We start from the raw sequence: 20,715 nt of genomic DNA, 5'->3' as shown, positions 1-20,715 counted from the left end.
GATGAAAAATTTATCAATAATATTTGGACTAACGCTTTTACTTGGTTTAAACGCGTGCGAGGAGATCCTGATCGAGGATCCGGTAAGTCTGGCTACTGCAGATGGATATTATATCACACCTGGAGGCATAGAAGATGGACTGAAAGCTTCCTACACCACCCTGAGGAGTTTTTATGGGCAACAAAATGGCTTTTTTCTGACCGTCACCGGAACGGATATTTTCACCAATGGCTTTGGTGGCATTGCCAATAACCCGCATATCAACAATTACTCACCTAATTTTCTGGGTACCAGTGGGACAGTCACTGACATATGGAATAACCTTTATGTAGGCATAAACCAATGCAATACAGTGGTGAATAAAGTCCAGGAGGTTACCGGGATATCCAGCCAACGGAAGGCGGAAATTGAAGCGGAAGCGCGTTTCCTGAGGGCTCTTTATTATTTCCATCTGGTTCAGCAATGGGGGGATGTGCATTTTTCCCTGGAAGAAACCGCTGGGGTACAAACTGAAGCTAATAGAACGCCGGTTAGTACTATTTACGACACTGGTATTTTACCGGACCTGGAATTTGCTGTGGCTAACCTGCCGGTTACAGCATCCGAACCGGGAAGAGTCTACAAAGCGGCAGCCGAAGGCCTTCTGGCCAGGGTGCAGCTGACCCTGGGCAACTGGGAAGAAGCAGAAAGATTGGCATCCAATGTAATCGATAACTATAATTTTGAGTTGGTAAAGCCCTACATCGACCTTTGGGATATTAACAACGAGGACAATAGTGAATTTGTATGGACCGTCCAGTTTACCGACGACCCCTTGCTCAATGGACCCGGGAATTCCGGGCACCTTTATTTTATTTTTGATTACACCTTTAATCCTGCCATGGTACGGGATACAGAAAACGGAAGGCCATTCCAGCGATTTTTGCCTACTAATTATTTGTTCAGTCTTTATGACCGGGATATGGACGCACGATGGGATGGTTCGTTTAAGACCGTTTGGTATGCGAATATACCCGGGGAAATCAATGGACACCAGGTAAACCCGGGGGACACGGCGATCCATATTGTCATGGAGCCGGTTCCGGACGAGGTAAAACAGGCCGCTCCGTATTGGATCATCGATTACAAGGGCAACTGGATAGGAAATGTGAATGCCTACCAGGAAATAGGTACCAATCAGCGCAGAAATTACCCATCGCTACGCAAATTTCTGGATCCTCTTCGGCCCAGCATTAACGAAACCGCCGGAAGAAGGGATTTTCCGGTAATCCGGTTGGCGGAAATGTACCTGATTGCCGGTGAGGCAGCCTGGCGGCAGAATGACAATGCCGGTGCAGCAGCATATATCAATGTTTTGCGTACACGAGCAGCGATGGAAGGGATGGAAGAAGAGATGCAGGTGTCTCCGGGAGACATTGACCTGGATTTTATTCTGGAAGAAAGGGCCAGGGAATTGATCGGCGAGAAACACCGCTGGTATGATCTGAAGCGTACCGGAACCTTGTTGGAGCGGGTACGGCAACACAACCTGGACGCCGCCCCCAATATCAAGGAAATGCATTTGGTAAGGCCAATCCCTCAGACCCAAATCGACAGGGTAAGTAATCCGGGTGAGTTTCAGCAAAATCCCGGGTATTGATAGTTATTGGTAACTTATTGGCCCTCAGTTAAGAGACTGGGGGCCTTTTTACAATATAGGAGAACGGCTTATTCCAGACTGGCGTAACACCCTGGAGTCAATCTTTCGCCATTATTTTAATGAATGCCATGGTAAGAAATACAGCTTATTTGATCCTTTTCGCGTCCTTTTGTTCCTCAATAAGCTGTCAAACTCAGAATAGCAATGAGGTTGACGAAAGACCCAATATAGTTATAATAATGGCGGATGATTTAGGCTATTCGGATATTGGATGCTATGGTTCCGAAATAGCGACGCCTAACCTGGATCGCTTGGCGAAAAGTGGCTTGATGTTCCAGCGGTTTTACAATGCCGCCAGATGCTGCCCTACCAGAGCCTCCCTGCTGACAGGTCTGTATCCGCATGAGACTGGAATGGGAGGGATGGTCAGTTCGGTGTCAAGTGATCCGGAACCCGGGCCTTATCAGGGATTTCTGAATAAGGAATCCGTTACGATTGCGGAAGTCCTCGGGGAAGCTGGATATGCTACCTATATGTCAGGAAAATGGCATGTTGGTGAGAAAAAGGAGCATTGGCCCCGAAAACGGGGGTTTGACAGGTATTTTGGATTGATCAGTGGCGGCAGCAGCTATTTTGAGCTGGACAAGGGCGCTGAACGTCTGCGCCAAATGGCACTGGACGACGACCCCTGGGAGCCTCCTAAACATGACTTTTACATGACGGATGCCTTTTCAGATCATGCTGTCCAATTTGTTAGGGAGCATGGGGAAAGTAAAGCTGGGAAGCCCTTTCTACTTTATCTCGCCTATACGGCACCCCACTGGCCCCTTCACGCCTTACAGGAAGATATTCGAAAGTACGAAGGCCGTTATGCCATCGGCTGGGATTCTTTACGGGAGGAGCGGTACGAAAGACAACTTCGCCTGGGGTTATTGGACCCTGATTTCCGTCTCACGCCAAGAGAAGAGGGGGTGTCTTCCTGGGAAGCAGCGGCAGATAAAGCCGACTGGGCAAAACGAATGACAGTTCATGCCGCCATGGTAGACCGGATGGACCAGGGAATCGGCAAGCTGGTCCGGGAGTTAAAAGAGAATGGAATGTATGAGAACACGCTAATCGTTTTCCTATCCGATAACGGGGCCTCTCCGGAAAGTATCGCCGGAAGGAACATGCATGACCCTAATTCCGAAATAGGCTACCCTGGTTCATATGTTGCCTTTAAAAAACCCTGGGCAATAGCTTCCAATACTCCTTTCAGAAGATACAAAAGATGGTTGGAAGAAGGGGGGATGGCCACCCCGATGATTGCCCATTGGCCCAATGGGATTACGCAAAAAGGAATCACCAAAGAAACGGGTCATGTGGTGGATATCATGGCCACCTGTTTGGAATTAGCCAATACATCGTATCCTGAACGCTATCAGGGAAACCAACTAAAACCGCTGCGTGGGAAAAGTCTTGTACCTGTTTTTAGAGGGGAGCGAATGGAGCAAAACCGGGAATTGTATTGGGAGCATTTTGGGCATCAGGCCATGCGAAAAGGAAAGTGGAAAATCATTTCCAAAGCTCCCGATTTTGAATGGGAATTATTTGACCTTGAAGAGGACCCCACCGAACTCAGTGAAAAAGGCGCAGAAAACCCAGAAATCGTTGAGGAGATGGTCAATAAATATGTCAAATGGGCAAAACAGGTTGGGGTCAGATAGAAAAAAATGCCGCTATGTGTCTATCCTTTAACCTAAGATAAAAAGTAAAGGGGAAAAGAGGGGTAATTAACAAGTTTAAGAGCTGATTTATTATCCAACAATAATTTAAGGCTGTTATAAAACGAATCCCTAAATGAGCTAAAAAGCATTCTGGTCACAGGATTTTTATTTAAATTTAATCGTCGACATCAGCAAGCCAGGCAAAAGGCCTAATCAGGAGAGATTTGGACTGAATTAAAGGTTCATCGGAGAAAATACCTTAAATCGGTCGGTAATTGGTTAATTTTATGATCCAGTTTGCTCAGGATGTCCAATGCACCCAAATTAAACCAAATGATCCATGCAAAAAGCTAATAGAAGGGGATTTTTTAAGAAAACAGGGATAGGCCTTCTTTCCCTGATGGCCATTCCAAAGATCGTTGCCCATCCCATCAATAAACTGTTGGATCTGGTTTCAAGGTCCAATACCGGAGTTTATTTTACCAATGGATTTAAAATTGCTGAGGTAGGAAAAGAGTCCGCCATGCTCTGGACCCGATTATGTGGGCAGGAATTTCCCCAGCCGGTTCGCCATCGACGGGAGGAAAAAGTATTTCGCCATCCAATCGATTTTGATGAAGAGCAACCGGTATCGGAAATGGACGGAGCGGTTTCCGGAGCGGCTGGCCTGGTTAGAGTGACGATAAACGAGGGAAATGGCCAATCGGTATGGACCTCCGAATGGAAGGAGGCCGTGGCGGAAAATGATTTTACCGTCAAAATTCCGGTGAAAGGCCTCCAGCCTGGTTCGGAATATTCCGTTCATTGGGAGGCGAAACCAGTAGATGGAGGATCGATCCGGAAAGTGGAGGGGGCCTTTGCCACTGCGCCTTCGGAACAGGATCCGGTACCACTGGTGTTGACTACCTCTACCTGCCAGTATTTCTGGAGTTTCGATGATGAGCGTAGGGGCTTTCAGACGTATGACAGCATGCGAAGGCTGCACCCGGATTTTTTCATTCACACCGGCGATTACATCTATTATGATAAACCCGGACCGCTGGCAAAAAACCTGGAAAAAGCCCGGCATAAATGGCATGCCATGGATGGCTGGCTTTCTTTACGGGATTTCTACAAGGAAGTACCCATCTATATGGTCAAGGACGATCACGACCTGCTCAAGGACGACATGTACCGGGGCAAGGGTCCTTATGGAGATTTAACGTTTGACGATGGGTTAAAGCTTTGGTACGAAAACGTTCCCATAAAAGGAAAACCTTATCGAACCGTTCGCTGGGGCAAAGATCTGCAGGTATGGTTGGTCGAAGGAAGGGAGTACCGTTCTGAAAATACCATGGAAGATGGTCCAGGGAAGACCATCTGGGGAGCCGAGCAGAAACAGTGGTTTCAGGAAACGGTAAAAGCTTCGGATGCGACCTTTAAAATACTATTTACCGCTACCCCCGTGGTAGGGCCTGACCGGGAAAGGAAAAGTGACAATCATGCCAATACTAGTTTCCAACATGAGGGAGAATGGTTACGCAACTTTCTGTCGAGTCAACGCAACATGTACGTGGTCAACGGGGACAGGCACTGGCAATACGTTTCTCAGGATAGGGAAACCGGGCTGATGGAATTTGGATCCGGGCCGGTTAGCGACTACCATTCCCAGGGCTGGAAAGAAGGAGATGTACGTCCTGAGCATCGGTTTTTGCGGCTCAAAGGAGGATTTTTAAGCATTGGCGTAGATCGCGATCCCGGAAAACCCCAAATTCTATTTGAGCATCGCGATGTATTGGGTAAGGTAGTGCATGAGGAGCGATTTGAGGGGTAATTACAGGGAATTCTAAAATCCCGGAGGAAGTTTTACCTAAGGCTGGAAAATATGGTAAATTTTTGCTTTATTTAATCTTGTTAGTAATGGTAAGGATTAAGTGAGAAAGCATTCCCAACGTAAAGAATCCGAAATTGTACTCCTGATCCGGCAGGGAGATCAGTCCGCTTTTGAAGAACTGTATCAGAGGTACGTGGATAAAATGTTGGGTTTTGCAGATGCTTTTATGGGCAATCCGGATGAAGCCGAGGAAGCAGTTCAGGTCATATTTGTTAACATTTGGGAGAAAAGGCATCAATTGAATCCGGAAAAGAATATTGCTTCCTACCTTTTTAGGTCAGTAAAGAATCAAATTCTAAATCGCTTGCGTGACAGAAAACGACACTGTGACCTTTCAGAGGTTCCAGCAGAATCTCAAATGGATCAGCAAGATACCTTGCAAAGGATATGCTTTCAGGAAAGTAGGATGCAGGCCATGGACAGGATCGGTGAAATGCCGGAAGTCCAACAGCGGGTGTTCATGCTCAGCAGGGTGGAGGGATTATCCAATAAGGAAATTGCCTTGAAATTAAAACTTTCCATCAGGACCATAGAGCATCATCTTTATTTAGGAAGAAAGTTTTTTAATAGTAAAGATTTGGATAAATCGATTCTTTATATTGTAATAGGTAATATAATTTTGTTTTAATTCCTTGGTAGGTACTTTTTTATTTTGAATGCCGACACTTTTCTGAAATTTCGTTAAGTGTAAATCTAAATACCGGTGTATTCTTATTAAAGGACGATTACATTGGATAAATCTATCATCAGGCGATTCCTAAGCGGGCAGGCAAGTGCTTCCGAAATAGAGCAGGTACAAAACTGGCTGGATAGACCTGGCCCAGACCATCACCTGGAAGAAATACTAAAAGAAGCCTGGAACCAAAAGGGAAATGTCCCGAGAGATAATGAGCGCAATGAGCGGCTCCTGGCTCAAATCAATTCCAGTATTCAAAAAAACACTCAGCGCACCTTTCAGAATGAATCTTTTTTCAACCGGGCCCTGATTCGATCGGCAGCTACCTGGATTTTACTGATTGGGCTGGCATTTTTAGGCTTTCAGGTGATGAATGAAAACCAAAGCAAGCCTGGCGAAGAGAGTAGAACCGTCCGTTGGGTAGAAAGAAGGGTTTTGCCGGGTCAGAAATTGGTGTTGGAGCTTCCTGACGATAGTAAAGTTTGGGTAAATGCACATTCAAAAATCCGCTTTCCGGAAAAATTTGATCGGGCCTCCAGGGAAGTGTTTCTGGAAGGGGAGGCTTTCTTTGAAGTGAGCTATGATGCAAACCGCCCTTTCAGGGTTCATTCAGGTGCATTGACCACTGAAGTTTTGGGTACAAAATTTAATATTAAGTCGGAAGAGAAAAAAACGGATGTAGCCCTTCTGGAAGGTAGGGTCAGGGTTAAAATCAACAAGGAGAAAGAAGAGATGCTGGTATTGGACCCTGGCCAGCTTGCAGCCTACCGCCAGGAAAATCCGGAAAAGCTGCATCTTGCCACATTTGAAAGCCAAGATCCCTTTCTATGGAAGGACGGCCTGATTCATTTCAGGAATGAAAATTTTAAAAACATAATGGAATCTCTTGAAAATTGGTACGGGATATCCATTGAGACCCGGGGTAATCTGGATCTTAACCGGACCGTTTCGGGCACCTTTGCCAATGATAACCTGGAAAACATGCTAATAGGTCTGGGCTTTACCCTGGATTTTACCCACTCACTAGAAAATAATGTTGTCACCATTTATCCCCTGTAGCCTATGAAAAAAAATGCAGGATAAACCTTTCCATCACCAAATGACCTGGTTTACCCTGCTTGCTTTTATGTGTATCAACAATAAAAACATGCAAAACTATGAAAAGAAACATACTTTACCTAATCAAGATGGTATCACGTCAACTCCTTTATGGAATGATGCTTCAGGTGCTTTTTTTGACCACCTTACTGGCCAATGACACCAAAGCTCAAATCAAACCGATTGATGAAACATTCATCAGCCTATCCAAATCGGTTTTGCCCCTTAATGCGATCATCAGTGAATTGGAGGAAAAAACGCAGTTTCACGTGATTTTCGCGGATGATCTCCTGGATGCTTCCCAATCCATAGAATTGGCGCCGGGAATCCAGTCGGTGTATGAAATCCTCTCCAACATCTCCAAAATTACCCGGCTTAAGTTCAAACAGGTGAACAACACCATTTATGTCGGAGCACTCCAAAATAAACCCGCATCTGATAAAGCGGTTGATGAGCTGGAAGATCCGGTTACCGGAGTGGTGCGGGATGAAAGTGGAGAGCCCATTCCTGGTGCTACCGTAGTAATAGAAGGGATGTCTACCGGAACCGTCACCGATATAGACGGGACCTTTCAACTTGATGTACCGGAGGGAGGGGTGATTTTAATCTCTTTTATCGGCTACGAATCGCAGCGGGTGGAACCCGGTAACCAAACCAGTTTAGAAATTACCCTCAGGGAAGATCAGACCTCGCTGGATGAGGTCGTCGTGGTTGGATACGGGGTCCAGGAAAAATTGTCGGTAACCAATTCCCTGGCGGCCGTTTCCGGAGAAGTTTTGGAAAAAAGGCCTGTGGCGGATTTTCAACAGTCGCTACAGGGGTTTGCACCCGGTGTGACCGTGGTGGATCAGGGAGGAAGACCCGGAAACAATGATATCAATATCCGGATCCGAGGTATCACCACACTAGGTAACAATAATCCGCTGATCATAGTAGATGGTATTGAGCAGCGAATTAATGACATCAATCCCAATGATATCGAATCGGTTACGGTCTTGAAAGATGCCTCTTCGGCCGCTATCTATGGCTCTAGGGCGGCTAATGGAGTAATCCTGGTGACCACACGAAGAGGAAAGAAAGGAGAAATCAGTGTAGGATATGACGGCTATTACGCTTTGCAGGACGTAACCAACCGGCCTGAGCACATGGACGTAGAAAGTTATCTTCGACTGGAAAACGTAGCCCATGCCAATGCGGGTCGTTCGATACCGTATACAGAGGAAGCGATTCAGGAATATGTAGCCAATAGTCCAAGTCCGGAATATCCGCTTCCCTATCCTTACTGGAGAAGAGATGAATTGGGCATGCTAAAGGTAGCACCCCAGCAAAATCATACGCTGTCAGTCAGTGGAGGCGGAGAGGCGTTTAGTGGTCGTTTTAGCGTTCGCCACCAAAGCATTGAAGGCGTTGCACCCAATTTTAGCGACCAACTCAACGAATTTAGGATTAACCTGGATCTTAAAGCCTCGGAAAAAATCCGCTTTTCAGGGGATTTGAACTACCGTACCAAGGAATCCTTGCAGCCTGCGGGCTTGTCAGCCTCTGGTGACGGAGAGTCTCGGGTGTTTCAATACATGCTGCACGCCAGTAAATTTTCCTGGCCCAGGTACGAAACCGGAGAGTACGGGTTGGGACCTCAGGTCAATAACCCACTCATTTTTGCCGAACTAACGGGGGATAGCCGTACGATCAATGATTATATTACCGGAAGCGTAAAGTTCGACTACGACATTTTACCGGGGCTTACCTTCTCTACCCAATACGCGATGCGAAATGACCATTCCCAGATAAAAACCTTTTCTAACAGGTACTTTAACCGGGATCCCATCAATGGCAGGGTAGCGCAGCGGCAAGTCAACCGGCTTACGGAATTCAGACGGTATTTGACGGAATATACGTTGAATAGTCTTCTTACTTACAATAAAGAGATTGGGGAGCATGGATTTACCGGACTGCTTGGCTATTCAACCATTGATAATCAATCAAACCAGATGAGTGGCTTTCGGCAGGAATTTTACAACAATGATGTCCAATCCCTTAGTCAGGGCTCAAACGAAAACCGGGATGCCGATGGGTTTGATGCGGAGTGGGGATTGAGATCTTACTTTGCGCGCCTGAATTATAACTATAACGACAGGTATTTTTTGGAGCTCAATGGTCGATATGACGGATCTTCGAGGTTTAGCGAAGACAATCGATACAGTTTCTTTCCTTCCTTTTCCGCTGGTTGGAGGTTGTCGGAAGAAGGCTTTTGGTTGGGCCTTAAGGAGACCATTAATGAGTTTAAATTACGGGGTTCCAGAGGTGCGACAGGAAATCAGGCTGTCGGCTTATATACCTATTTTGAGACGCTAAGTGCGATCAATTACTCTTTTAATGACTCTCCGGTTCAGGGCTTCGCCCAGTCTAACCTGGCCAATCAAGACCTTACTTGGGAAACTACCTATCAGACCAATATCGGTTTTGACATGGGATTATTCGATGACCGGGTTTCATTGACATTTGACTATTACAATAAACTTACAGATGGTATTTTATTGCAACTACCCATTCCGGCCTTGATCGGTTTGGGAGCTCCGGTTCAAAATGCCGGCAAGGTAAAAAATGAAGGGTATGAGATCGGTTTGAATTATCGCGGAGGCCAGAAACTAACCTATGATTTAGGATTTAATTTTAGTGACAATACCAATGAAGTAATCGATTTGGTTAATTCGGGGCCGTATATTTCCGGAGGTACCACCGCTCCCCGTTTTATTATCGAAGAGGGATTGCCGATCAATTCTCATTGGGGGTACCTTACCGACGGCGTGTTCCAGACGCAGGAAGAAGCCGATAATTACCCAAATCTGCGGCCTAATACAGCACCTGGAGATGTGAAATACCTGGACGTGAATGAGGATGGCATCGTCAATGAGGAAGACCACCAATACCTTGGATTGTCCTTTCCCAGATTTGATTTTGGCTTCAATGGAACCTTTACCTACGGGAATTTTGACTTTTTTCTTCAGTTTCAAGGAGCAGCTGGGCATAAGACCCGGTTGGATGGTGCGTTTCAACAGATTGCAACTTATGAAACGTTTACTCATGCCATTTATACGGACAACTATTGGACACCGGAAAATCCGAACGCAGAATTTCCCCGTCCGATTAAAGGAGATCCGAGAAATTTTCAAACATCGGATACCCAGCTAATTGATGCTTCCTATTTGCGACTGAAAAATATCGTCCTGGGGTATAACCTTCCCTCCCAAATTATTGATAAGCTCTCGGTAGAGCGAATCAGGCTATTTTTGGGAGCAACGAATGTATTGACATTTTCCGAGCTGAACCGATGGGATCTGGATCCGGAAATACCCTCTGGAAGAGGGCAATATTACCCGCAGGTAAGCATGTATTCATTAGGTGCTAATGTACGATTTTAAAAGAGGGAAAAAGATGAAAAAGTTACAATATAAAGTTCTATGGGTTGCGCTCTCAATAGTAGGGGTGATGGGCTGTCAGCCTGACTTGTTGGAAACCATTCCCAACGATCGGATTTCGAAAGAAATATTTTGGCAGACCCTTGAAGATGCCGAGTTTGCGGCCAATGCCGTATATCCATCTCTGGACGGTACAAGTATATTCTCCTACGATGGGCTTAGTGACCATTTATTAACCAATCACCCATTTAATGCTAACGTGGAATTGCAGCGTGGTTTTGGAACCATCGCATCGGGCAGGTATTTTAATGAGTGGCAAGACGCCTACCAGACAATAAGAAGAGCCAATGACTTCATGGATAATATAGATCAGGTGGAGGAATCGGATCAGGAGGCTATCAATCGATTAAAAGGCGAGGTAATGACCCTGCGTGCCTATCAGTATATCAAATTAGCCATGCTTTTCGGGGACGTGCCCTTACTTACTTCCGGGATTGATATCGAAGCTGGAAGAACGGTGACCCGAGATCCCGTAAGTGAAATATGGGATTTTATATCGTCTGATTTAAGTCAGGCAGCCGAATGGCTACCCTACCAAAATGGTAGCAGGATAGGTAAAGGTGCAGCGCTGGGGTTAAAAGCCCGGGCCATGTTGTATGCGGGCAGGTTTGCTGAAGCGGCAGCTGCCGCCAAAACCATTATCGATAGCCAGGAATATGCTTTGTATCCGGATTATTTTGAACTATTTCAATATGAGGGAGAAAATAGCCAGGAAGTACTATTGGCACGGGAGTTCGCCGCCGATGTGAATTCACATAATATTTACGCAACGGCTGCGCCTTGGAGTCAGATTCCAGGTAGTACCGGAAGCCTTTACGTTCCTACTCAAGCAGTGATTGACCTTTATCCCATGGCCAATGGTTTACCCATTTCTGATCCCGAAAGTGGCTACGATCAGCTAAACCCGTTCGAAAATCGGGATCCCAGGTTATACCATTCCGTTTTCCTATCGGAGCGAACCCCACTTCCGGATGGTGGCACCTATGGCTCTACACCCGGGACAGATGGATCAGATGCGGTGCAAATCACCGTGTACTCCACTGCCACCGGATACAATATCCGAAAGTATGTGGATGAAGAAGATTACACAAACCCCTCTAATTCGGGTTTAAATATCATTCTGCTCCGGTATGCTGAAGTATTGCTTACCTATGCAGAGGCGAAAATAGAGCTTGGAGAAATTGACCAATCTGTATATGATGCAATGAATCAGGTTCGGCAAAGAGAAAGCGTCGATTTGCCTCCTATCACGCCTGAAATTGCTGATTCAGCAAGCGAGTTAAGAGAACTGGTTCGAACAGAACGTTCTGTGGAACTGGCATTTGAAGGATTTCGCTTGTTTGATATCCGGAGGTGGGAATTGGCAGAGCAGGTGATGCCAGGCGTGCCCATGGGCCGGTATTACGAGGAGGAGGGGGACTGGGTTCAAATCCGGCTAGATGGGTTTGACCGTTCCTTCGATCCGGGTCGCGATTACCTCTGGCCTATTCCCCAGCGGGAGCGGGAATTGAATACCAATTTGACACAAAATGCAGGTTATTGATTTTAAAAATCCCTCCGGATTGTTTCGGGGGGATTTTTTGCGTTTCCTATCACTAAATAATAGATCTATGATTAAAAAGCAGTTACTACTTGGATGGATGTTGATCGGCTGTATTGCCGGCTACGCACAGTCCAGCGAAAAACCCAACATTCTGTTTATCATTTCCGATGACCTGACCACTACCGCCGTTTCTTCTTATGAAAACAGTGCGGGATATACGCCAAATATTGACCGGCTAGCCAGCGAGGGTACTCGCTTTACCCGGGCGTATTGTCAATACCCGGTTTGCGGACCCTCACGCGCCTCTATGATGTCGGGATACTATCCGCATGCGACTGGCACCTTCGGTTACGTCAGCGGACGGGAGAATATAGGTCCGGATAAAAAGATGTGGCCCCAACTCTTTAAAGAAAACGGCTGGCATACCGCCCGGGTAAGCAAGATCTTTCATATGGGAGTTCCCATAGATATCGAGAAGGGATCTAACGGCACCGATGACGAAGCCTCCTGGAACGAGAGGTACAATAGCCAGGGACCGGAATGGACCGCAGAAGGAGAGGCGGAGTTGGTTCAAAACAATCCCTATGGCTTATTACCCAGAAAGGGTGGAAATGTCATGACCATCGTTAAGGCCGACGGAGACGACCTGGTTCATTCAGATGGGAAAACGGCACAAAAAGCCTCCGAGCTGATTCGGGAATTCAAAGACGAGCCCTTTTTTCTGGCAGTAGGTCTGGTGCGTCCACACGTACCCTTCGTAGCACCAAAAAACTATTTTGAACGGTATCCTTACGAACAGACAGTATTGCCGCCCAAAGTGCTGGGAGACTGGGATGATATTCCCGAGAGTGGGATTAATTACGTGACCACCTTGAATGCAAAAATGACTGAGGAGCAACAGAAAAAGGCCATCGCTGCCTATTATGCTTCCGTTACCTATATGGATGCACAAGTAGGGAAAATTTTACAAACGCTGGAGGACGAGGGCCTGGAGGATAATACAATCGTCATCTTTACTTCCGATCATGGATTTCACCTGGGAGAACATGATTTCTGGATGAAAGTCAGTTTAAAAGAAGAGTCTTCCAGGGTTCCTTTGATCGTCAAGGTTCCCGGGAAAGAAGCACAGGTTAGTCATTCCTTTGTCGAACTGATAGACTTGTATCCTACCATAGCCGAACTTGCGGACCTTGAACCCGAGGACCAAATTCAGGGTATCAGTTTCGCACCAACCCTGGATGATCCAACTTATCAGATCAGGGATTTTGCCTTCTCGGTCAATACCTGGAGGGGCACGCATACCTTTCTGATCCGGAACGAAAAATGGGCTTTTATTCAATATGGTGAAGATGGGAAAGAGGGTATGGAACTGTTCGATATGGAACAGGATCCCAAGCAGTACACGAATCTGGCTCAGCTTCCCGCCTACCAGAAAACGGTGGAGCGCATGCAGGATATCCTCCGCCAAAAACTGCTGGAGATCCGGGATAACGACCTGCCTAAAAAAGGTTAAATAGGAAATGAAGTAGGCTTTGTTAAATAGTAGAATACTAGTAATTTATGGTGAGTTCATTCAATAGTATTTTTGTCAGATCATGATCGCTAAAAAACTGCAATGACAAGCCGAAAAAAACCACTACCTAACCTGAATTAAAATGAGATGTTAGGAATTTATAAACCAAAAAAAATGATATTTAGCGTGCTTTTCGGCCTGATGTTACCCTTGGTAATGCTGCCTGGCCGGATAGCATGTGCGTTTCCGGAAAGTTTTGGGGCCACCACTGACCCGCCACCAAACATACTGATCATCACGGTAGACAACGTTGGGTACGGAGATCTCAAACCCTTTAACGATGCTTCTTCCATAATCACCCCAAATCTGAATCTGTTTGCAAGTCAGGGAGCACTTTTGACCAATTTTTACACGGCTTCTCCCACCTGTACAGCTTCACGGGCAGCATTGCTTACCGGAAGAATTCCCCAACGGAACAAGCTATCCGAGCAGTTGGTAGGTCTTGAAGGCAATTACGGTATTGGCCTTTCACACTCGGAAATCATTTTACCTCAACTGGTGAAAAAAAGTCCGCACGGCTATGCAACGGCTGCTTTTGGAAAATGGAACATTGGCTTTGCCCCCGGATCCAGGCCTACTGAACGAGGGTTTGATGAATTTCTGGGCATTGCCTCCGGAAATGCCGATCATTTTACCCATGTGTATGCGGGTCGCAAAGACCTGTACCACAATACTACTGCCATCAACCGGCATGGGGAATACAGCACCGATTTGTTTGCCAATGCTGCTATTGATTTTATAAAGGCAAAAACCTCCAATGAGATTCCATGGATGGTTTACCTGCCTTTTGATGCGCCCCACCATCCCGGAGACCGAAACGTAGCTCCGGGTGAACCGAATAACTGGAAAGCCCCTGACTATGCCTTTGAACCATACGGTCTAAGTCCCGGTGTAAAGGATCCTAAGAAACGATTCAATGCCGTGGTTACGGCCATTGATCTTGCGATAGGAAGGGTGATGGAAACGTTGGATGAACTGGGTATTGCTGATCATACTTTTGTTTTTTTATATTCCGACAATGGCGCATTTTATCCTTACCTGGATATTCAGTCCAACGCTCCTCTTAGAGGTGCTGGGGTTACGCTTTGGGAAGGGGGAATTCGGGTGCCTGCCATCGCAAGATGGCCAGGTAAAATCAAAGCCAATTCCACCATCACCACCCGCCTCTGGTCTCCGGACCTTTTTGTGGGGGTGGCAGAACTTGCAGGAGCGGAACTTCCTCAGGATAGGTTTATTGATGGCAAAAACCCAATTCCGGTACTTACAGGCCAGACCATTCATTCTCCCCATGCTACTTTGTTTTTTAAATACCAATCCCATGCGGCGTTAATTTGGGGGGATTATAAAATTTTAAGGGAGAAGCCCGAAGATCCGTGGATGTTGTTTAACCTCAGAGAAGATCAGGCCGAAACGACGGATTTAGCTGGATCGCATCCTGATTTCGTTCGAAAAATGGAGGAACCCTATCGGCTGACAGAAGCAGAAATTAACCGCTATTTGGAAAGAGAGCAAAAGAAACGTAATTTTCAACGCTAAAAAGGATAAGCATTTGATGAGAAAAATCACCCAAAACCTAAAATACCTATTCCTGACAATTTTCCTCCCCATGGCGATTTCCTGCCAAAAGGAGAGCAGGGAGCAAACCAATACCGCCATGCCCAATGTGGTTTTACTTTTGGGGGACGACCATGGCTGGGATGAAACAGGATATAATGGTCATCCCTATCTACATACTCCTGTGCTGGACGAAATGGCTGCAACAGGCCTTCGAATGGACCGCTTCTATTCCGCCTCACCGGTCTGTTCGCCTACCCGGGGAAGCATTATAACGGGAAGGCATCCCAATCGATACGGAACGTTTACTCCCGGTCACTCCATCCGGCCTGAGGAAATCAGCATTGCTACTCTGATGCGGGATGCTGGCTATGCCACAGCTCATTATGGGAAATGGCATCTTGGTCCGGTAAAATCAGCTTCTCCTACCAATCCCGCAGCCTTTGGTTTTGAAGAATACCTTTCCCACGACAATTTCTTTGAAATGAACCCACCACTATCTCATAACGGTGCGGAACCAGTGATCTTTGAAGGCGAAAGTTCAGAAATTCTGGTACAGGAAGCCAAACAATTTATGAATCAGGCCTTGGAACAAGGCGAGCCCTTTTTTGTGGTCATTTGGTACGGATCTCCACACGAACCTTACAGTGGTTTGCCCGAGGACCTGGCCCTGTACGATGACCTTCCGGAAGATTTTGGAGACCGAATGGTAAAGTTGACCTCCAACGAAACCGGTTCCAGAGTGGAACGTCTGCAGCGGGAAGTCCTACAAGAGCGCTTTGCCGAGATTACCGCCATGGACCGCTCCATCGGTCAGTTGAGGGAGTACCTGGACGAAAAGGGGCAGCGAAACAACACGCTTCTTTGGTATTTTGGGGATAACGGTACCCCGCAGGAGGCCAATGCCACCGTGCCGTTTCGCGGGCAAAAGGGGGACATCTACGAAGGGGGCATTCGTGTACCTGCCGTTCTGGAATGGCCGGACAGAATATCCCGGCCCATGGTCTCCGGTGTTTCCATGGTGTCAAGTGATGTGTTGCCCACCTTGTGCAGTTTGACGGGAATACCGCTCCCGGATCGGCCAATTGATGGGTTGGATATCAGCCCGGTTTTTGATGGCAAAATGGATAAACGACCGGAGCCCATCGCCTTTTGGAATGCAAGGGCTCGTAATGGAGGTGAAGGACTCGAGGAATACATTGACCCCGAATTGCAAAAAGGAACCACTCCTCTGGTCAAACTGATGAACGGTATTGCAACGCGAAATTTCCAGAATTACCGCCATCCCGATATACAGGAGCAGGATTTTGCCGGTGCCAGAGCACTTCTGGACTATCCCTACAAGTTGGTCATCCACGGTGGAACAGGGGAGGAAGCAAAAAGGGAGCTTTTCGACCTTTCATCCGACCCGGCGGAAGAAACGAATTTGTACGAACAGGCAGCGGAACGGGCGGAGCAGATGGAAGCGGAGTTGCGTAGTTGGCAACAATCCGTATTGGAAAGTCTTACCGGAGCGGATTATTGAGTGAAATCCAGGCTTAGCGCTCCTTCTTCTTTGCTCAAAAATACTTCCCTGCTTTCCCCGTCTACGGTGATCTGGTACCGGCCATAAAACGCCGGTAACTTCCACTCCCCATCCGAATTCAAGGAGTGGTCAGCCTCTGTCCACCAGGTATCAAAGATGAGCTCCTGATAGGCCTGTAGGGCAAGTTTGGGTTGCCAGTCTCGCGTGTATAGCGAAGAAGCCGGGATCCAGTTAACGCCTTCCCAGAAGCCCCACATCAAGATGCCTTCCACAGCAGGGTGGGCAAAGCAGATGCGGTAATAATCCACCAGTTCCCGGGCATTCTGTATCTCTTCTTCCGGTGTCATCTTCAGTCTGGTATCATTATAAAACTTGGAACGCTGGCCTGGCATATTAAATTCCGTGATCCGAATGGGCAAGCCAAATTGGGTCAGGGAGTCCAAACTGGCTTTCAATGCCAGCCGGTCGAATGTGCTGCCATGCAGGTGCCCTTGCACTCCGATGCCTGCAAGGGGTACTCCCTGTGACAACAGGCCCCGAATTTGGGCCATATAGTCCTCCAGCCGATTACCAGTCAGGATATCGTAATCGTTCAGGTACAGTTTCGCATTGGGATCGCCTTCCAGTACCCATTTGACCATTTTGGCGGTGATATCGGGTCCTAGTCGCTCTTCGTAATAGTTTCCATGAATCATTTCATTGTTCAGGTCGTATTCCACAAAACGGCCTTTGTAGCGCCGGGCAATGGAAATAGCCCTGTCCCGTATGGTACTTTCCAGTTCGGCATCGCTCAGTTCTTTTACCCAGGGCTGCACAAACTTTTCGATACCCCAGAATAAATTATGACCTCGTAGAGGGATGTTGTTTGCTTCGGTCCATTGCAGGATACCTTCTACGGTTTGGTGGTTTACCTTTCCTTTTTCCGGCTCCATATTCGCCCATTTGAGCGCATTTTCGGTGACGGCGCTGTTAAAGTTTTCCAAAAAATAGGCCTTGTACTTCTCAAGGTCATCCGGCTCCATATTTCCAGATCCCAGTCCGTTTGCAATGGCGGCTCCAAACCAAAACTCATGGGAAAGTTGCTTCACCGAGACTTCGGCTCCCGGACTGCCTTTGATAAGCAATTGGCCTTTTCGGTGTTGTTCAATGGCCTGATCCAGCCCATCGGATTGTGCCAGTGCTTGGTGACCAAGGCAGATGAGGAAAAGCAGTACGAAAGGTATTCGATACATGGTAGGATGGGTTTATAGGTTTGAATTCAAGATGAATCTACGAATTTTATTAAAAAGGTAAAAGGGTATACCTGGCAGGTCTGAAAGGTCTTTCTCCAACCAAACTCGGTCATGTCTCCAGGAATCCCGTCACCAAAGCTTTTAGCGATTTCTTTAACTCTTACACGAAGACTTTTAACAAACGGTTTAATAGGCGAGGTAGTCTTTTAGTAGAACGCTTCAAAAGAACTCCCATTCTTGACGAACAACAATGGCAAGAAGCCTTTCTTTACATCCATTTGAACCCAATCAAACACGGTTTTGTAAACCAGTTTACGTCCTGGAAATGGTCTGGTTGGCATGCTTACCAAAATTCCGAAAAGCCATCTATCCTGAATACAGATTATTACCTAAACTTCTTTGAGGGTGTGGAGCATATGAAAAATATAATGGAAATAAAAAAAGAATGGTTAATGAATAGAGACCTAGAGTAAGAAACTAAACCTGCCAGGTTTCCAAAACCAGGCAGGTTTAGTTGTACTCAATCTGCCAGCGGATCGGGGCGTATTTGAAAATGGTATACTTTACTGGTCGTGCCTTTTCCGCCTTCCATATGGAAAGGAGCGCGGGTGCTGATGGTAGCCCAGATTCCCCTGCCTTTCCAGCCTGCATCGGGATCATCGATTCGCCCATCCATCCATTTGGTATAAAACCCCATGGGATAGGGAACCCGAAGAACGATCCACTCCCCGTCTTTTAATACCAGCAAGCCTTCCGACTCGTTTCCGGTATTTATGGGTATGTTTTCTCCCAGGCCCAAGGTGTTAAATTGATCAACCCAGGTATAGTAGCTGGATTCGGCGCTTCCCGGATAGTCCACACCCTTCATTTGGGGCAGGGGTTCCGGGTAAAAGGTCCAGCCTTCCGGACAATGCTGTCCCGTTGCATCAGGGCCATTCAAGGGGCCTTCGCATTTGCTTCGGTCAAAACTGGCCATATGACCGCTTGCCAGAGCCACCCAGGCTACTCCGTTCCGGTCAATGTCCATTCCACGGGGAGACCAGCCCTCTAACGGTTCTCCCGATTCATCCAGAGGTAATTCATAATATTCGGTCAGAGCAGTCTCGGCAGGATTATCCCCTGGAACAATACGAACCACGGCGCCGGGATAACCTAGCGACGAACCCCATACCGATCCATCTGCAGCAGGTGCTACGGCATACAGTCCGTTGGTGATGCGCTTGTCTTTTTCCGGATTTACCGGTTCATTGGGTTCCACATAGGAATCTCTTTTACCGTTGCCATTGGTGTCAAGTATCAGGGGAGTCCATCCCTGAGAAGCGATTTCATCGCCGGTTTCAAGGTATTTTCTGGTGTCCAGCCAACCCACTACCTGGCCCCCACCACTGGTCCAAAGGGTGTTGTTTTCGTCCTCAGCAAACATCAGGTGATGGGTGCTGAATCCCGTGCTGATATGTTTATATTCCTTGGTTTCTGGATCGTATACGCCAAGATGTCTGCTGGACCTGTTAAGCGGAAAGACGCTGGCAGAAGGATGGTCTGAATTCTCTTTAAACACTTCCGGATTGTCAAACGGACGAACGGCTGCCGTAATCCAGACGCGTCCTTCCTCATCCAACATGGGATTGTGTACATTGGCTTTGCTGTTCCAAATGGCCTCCTCTCCCCAATAAGGAGATGCAACAGGCATTTCCGGACCGGAGGCAACAGGGGTGTTTGGATCCCTCACGGTCAGGGGTACTTTGGATGTGGTATGCTTGACCGGGTCCAGCACCGGAAGGTAATCAGCACTTGCTTCCAATGCTCCATAAATCAGCCCGTTGGCATTTACAGTTGGATTTCTTCGGTCAGTGGAAACCAGGTCGTGCAGGTAGGCTTTGGGGTCTGCCCAATCCCATTGGGTGATGACTACATTTCTTTCTATCCCCTCGGGCCTTTCAGGCATTTCAGGAGTTTCTCCAGCTGCAATTCTGTCTGTCCAGTCGGCAAACATTTTTAAAAAGCCTTCCTTGCCCAATTGGTGAAGCGAAGATGTCATGCTACCACCTGCCTGACCGGATTGCAACCTTCGCTCCCAGGCTGCCTCGGAGCTTTCTATTTCTCTGAATGAAGGGTGAAACTCCCGTGTTCCTTTACTTCCCAACTGATGACAGGCAAGGCAATTGCCATTTTTTATATTTCGAAGGTATTGGGCCTGGTTTTTAATACTGGGTGCTATTCCGTTTCCATCTACACCTGTTCCCGGGAAATGACTTTTATCGGGAACTTCCAATAGGGAAAACCAGTACCCGGCAGGGTAATATTCGGCAGCTTCCTCGGGATTGGCCGCTTCAACAGCCTTTAGGTTCCGATTTTGCCCGGGAGATGCCTTTTCCTTTGGAGAATCCACCAATCCGTATCCCCGTACCCATATATCGTATTCCGCATCGGGTAATTCTGGAATTAAATAACGACCCTCCTCATTAGTGACGACAATTTTGGCATAGCGGGTAGGAAGGTCATGGGTTTCGGCAATGACCCAAACCCCGGCTTCGGGGCCATCGGGTCCGGTAACAGTACCGGAAATCGCATTAGAGGCTACATCTGAGTCCGAAGAACAGGCTGTATTTAACAACAGGAATGGTAATAAAATGGCCGTAATTAATAGAAAAGAAGTGGTCGGTTTACAGGAGGATATCGGTTGCAGAGAAGTCATGGTTAGTTGGGGTTTTAGTAGCGATTTGACTGAATCAATTTAATTAAAAATGGGAAAAATACCAACAATCAACTATTTATCAATCCGTTAAGGACAGGAAATACACCTGTTTCGCCCATTTT

12 protein-coding genes are annotated in these 20,715 nt (G+C 47.1%); 10 read left to right on the top strand and 2 right to left on the bottom strand.

Going from position 1 to position 20,715, the window contains the following annotated elements:
- Position 1 precedes the first annotated feature (1 nt).
- The 10 genes from GKS34_RS04615 (at position 2) to GKS34_RS04570 (ending at position 16,666) form a co-directional block, all read left to right on the top strand.
- Positions 2 to 1,639, top strand: coding sequence for a RagB/SusD family nutrient uptake outer membrane protein (locus GKS34_RS04615; protein WP_163383605.1), 1,638 nt, complete (start codon positions 2 to 4; stop codon positions 1,637 to 1,639).
- A gap of 119 nt (positions 1,640 to 1,758) precedes the next feature.
- The gene (locus GKS34_RS04610) at positions 1,759 to 3,345 is read left to right on the top strand and encodes an arylsulfatase (RefSeq protein WP_438834451.1); all 1,587 of its coding nucleotides are present in this window, start codon (positions 1,759 to 1,761) and stop codon (positions 3,343 to 3,345) included.
- A 340-nt stretch (positions 3,346 to 3,685) separates the two neighbouring features.
- Positions 3,686 to 5,158, top strand: a complete 1,473-nt coding sequence (locus tag GKS34_RS04605) for an alkaline phosphatase D family protein (RefSeq protein WP_163383604.1) — start codon at positions 3,686 to 3,688, stop codon at positions 5,156 to 5,158.
- A gap of 100 nt (positions 5,159 to 5,258) precedes the next feature.
- Positions 5,259 to 5,846: an RNA polymerase sigma factor gene (locus tag GKS34_RS04600; RefSeq protein WP_163383603.1), complete on the top strand. Its 588-nt coding sequence runs from the start codon at positions 5,259 to 5,261 to the stop codon at positions 5,844 to 5,846.
- Positions 5,847 to 5,948: 102 nt separating this feature from the next.
- Positions 5,949 to 6,953, top strand: a complete 1,005-nt coding sequence (locus GKS34_RS04595; protein WP_163383602.1) for a FecR family protein — start codon at positions 5,949 to 5,951, stop codon at positions 6,951 to 6,953.
- A gap of 98 nt (positions 6,954 to 7,051) precedes the next feature.
- On the top strand, positions 7,052 to 10,414 hold the full coding sequence (locus GKS34_RS04590; protein ID WP_163383601.1) for a SusC/RagA family TonB-linked outer membrane protein: 3,363 nt from the start codon (positions 7,052 to 7,054) through the stop codon (positions 10,412 to 10,414).
- Between the two features lie 13 nt (positions 10,415 to 10,427).
- Complete coding sequence (locus GKS34_RS04585; protein ID WP_163383600.1) at positions 10,428 to 12,014, top strand: RagB/SusD family nutrient uptake outer membrane protein; 1,587 nt, start codon at positions 10,428 to 10,430, stop codon at positions 12,012 to 12,014.
- Positions 12,015 to 12,081: 67 nt separating this feature from the next.
- Positions 12,082 to 13,527 (top strand): sulfatase, encoded by a 1,446-nt coding sequence (locus tag GKS34_RS04580; protein WP_163383599.1) that lies wholly within the window; start codon positions 12,082 to 12,084, stop codon positions 13,525 to 13,527.
- A gap of 174 nt (positions 13,528 to 13,701) precedes the next feature.
- Positions 13,702 to 15,123, top strand: a complete 1,422-nt coding sequence (locus tag GKS34_RS04575; RefSeq protein ID WP_163383598.1) for a sulfatase-like hydrolase/transferase — start codon at positions 13,702 to 13,704, stop codon at positions 15,121 to 15,123.
- A 16-nt stretch (positions 15,124 to 15,139) separates the two neighbouring features.
- Entirely contained in the window at positions 15,140 to 16,666 is a 1,527-nt protein-coding gene (locus GKS34_RS04570; protein ID WP_205602019.1) for a sulfatase family protein, read from the top strand.
- On the opposite strand, the gene GKS34_RS04565 is transcribed toward GKS34_RS04570, so the two are convergent.
- Positions 16,660 to 17,898 (bottom strand): endo-1,4-beta-xylanase, encoded by a 1,239-nt coding sequence (locus GKS34_RS04565; RefSeq protein ID WP_163383597.1) that lies wholly within the window; start codon positions 17,896 to 17,898, stop codon positions 16,660 to 16,662. The two genes, GKS34_RS04570 and GKS34_RS04565, sit on opposite strands and share 7 nt — an antisense overlap.
- A 520-nt stretch (positions 17,899 to 18,418) precedes the next feature.
- A complete protein-coding gene (locus tag GKS34_RS04560) occupies positions 18,419 to 20,593 on the bottom strand; it encodes a carboxypeptidase-like regulatory domain-containing protein (RefSeq protein ID WP_163383596.1) in 2,175 nt (724 codons plus the stop codon).
- Positions 20,594 to 20,715 lie beyond the last annotated feature (122 nt).

Source organism: Cyclobacterium jeungdonense, assembly GCF_010994275.1.
GTDB classification, from domain to species: domain Bacteria; phylum Bacteroidota; class Bacteroidia; order Cytophagales; family Cyclobacteriaceae; genus Cyclobacterium; species Cyclobacterium jeungdonense.
This window is presented reverse-complemented; position numbering and strand designations above follow the sequence as displayed.

What these genes read in the sequence shown, in the direction of transcription:
- GKS34_RS04605 (WP_163383604.1), top strand. Translation starts at nt 3,686, where the DNA reads ATGCAAAAAGCTAATAGAAGGGGATTTTTTAAGAAAACAGGGATAGGC.
- GKS34_RS04570 (WP_205602019.1), top strand. Translation starts at nt 15,140, where the DNA reads ATGAGAAAAATCACCCAAAACCTAAAATACCTATTCCTGACAATTTTC.
- GKS34_RS04615 (WP_163383605.1), top strand. Translation starts at nt 2, where the DNA reads ATGAAAAATTTATCAATAATATTTGGACTAACGCTTTTACTTGGTTTA.
- GKS34_RS04575 (WP_163383598.1), top strand. Translation starts at nt 13,702, where the DNA reads ATGATATTTAGCGTGCTTTTCGGCCTGATGTTACCCTTGGTAATGCTG.
- GKS34_RS04580 (WP_163383599.1), top strand. Translation starts at nt 12,082, where the DNA reads ATGATTAAAAAGCAGTTACTACTTGGATGGATGTTGATCGGCTGTATT.
- GKS34_RS04565 (WP_163383597.1), bottom strand. Translation starts at nt 17,898, where the DNA reads ATGTATCGAATACCTTTCGTACTGCTTTTCCTCATCTGCCTTGGTCAC.
- GKS34_RS04610 (WP_438834451.1), top strand. Translation starts at nt 1,759, where the DNA reads ATGAATGCCATGGTAAGAAATACAGCTTATTTGATCCTTTTCGCGTCC.
- GKS34_RS04560 (WP_163383596.1), bottom strand. Translation starts at nt 20,593, where the DNA reads ATGACTTCTCTGCAACCGATATCCTCCTGTAAACCGACCACTTCTTTT.
- GKS34_RS04585 (WP_163383600.1), top strand. Translation starts at nt 10,428, where the DNA reads ATGAAAAAGTTACAATATAAAGTTCTATGGGTTGCGCTCTCAATAGTA.
- GKS34_RS04590 (WP_163383601.1), top strand. Translation starts at nt 7,052, where the DNA reads ATGAAAAGAAACATACTTTACCTAATCAAGATGGTATCACGTCAACTC.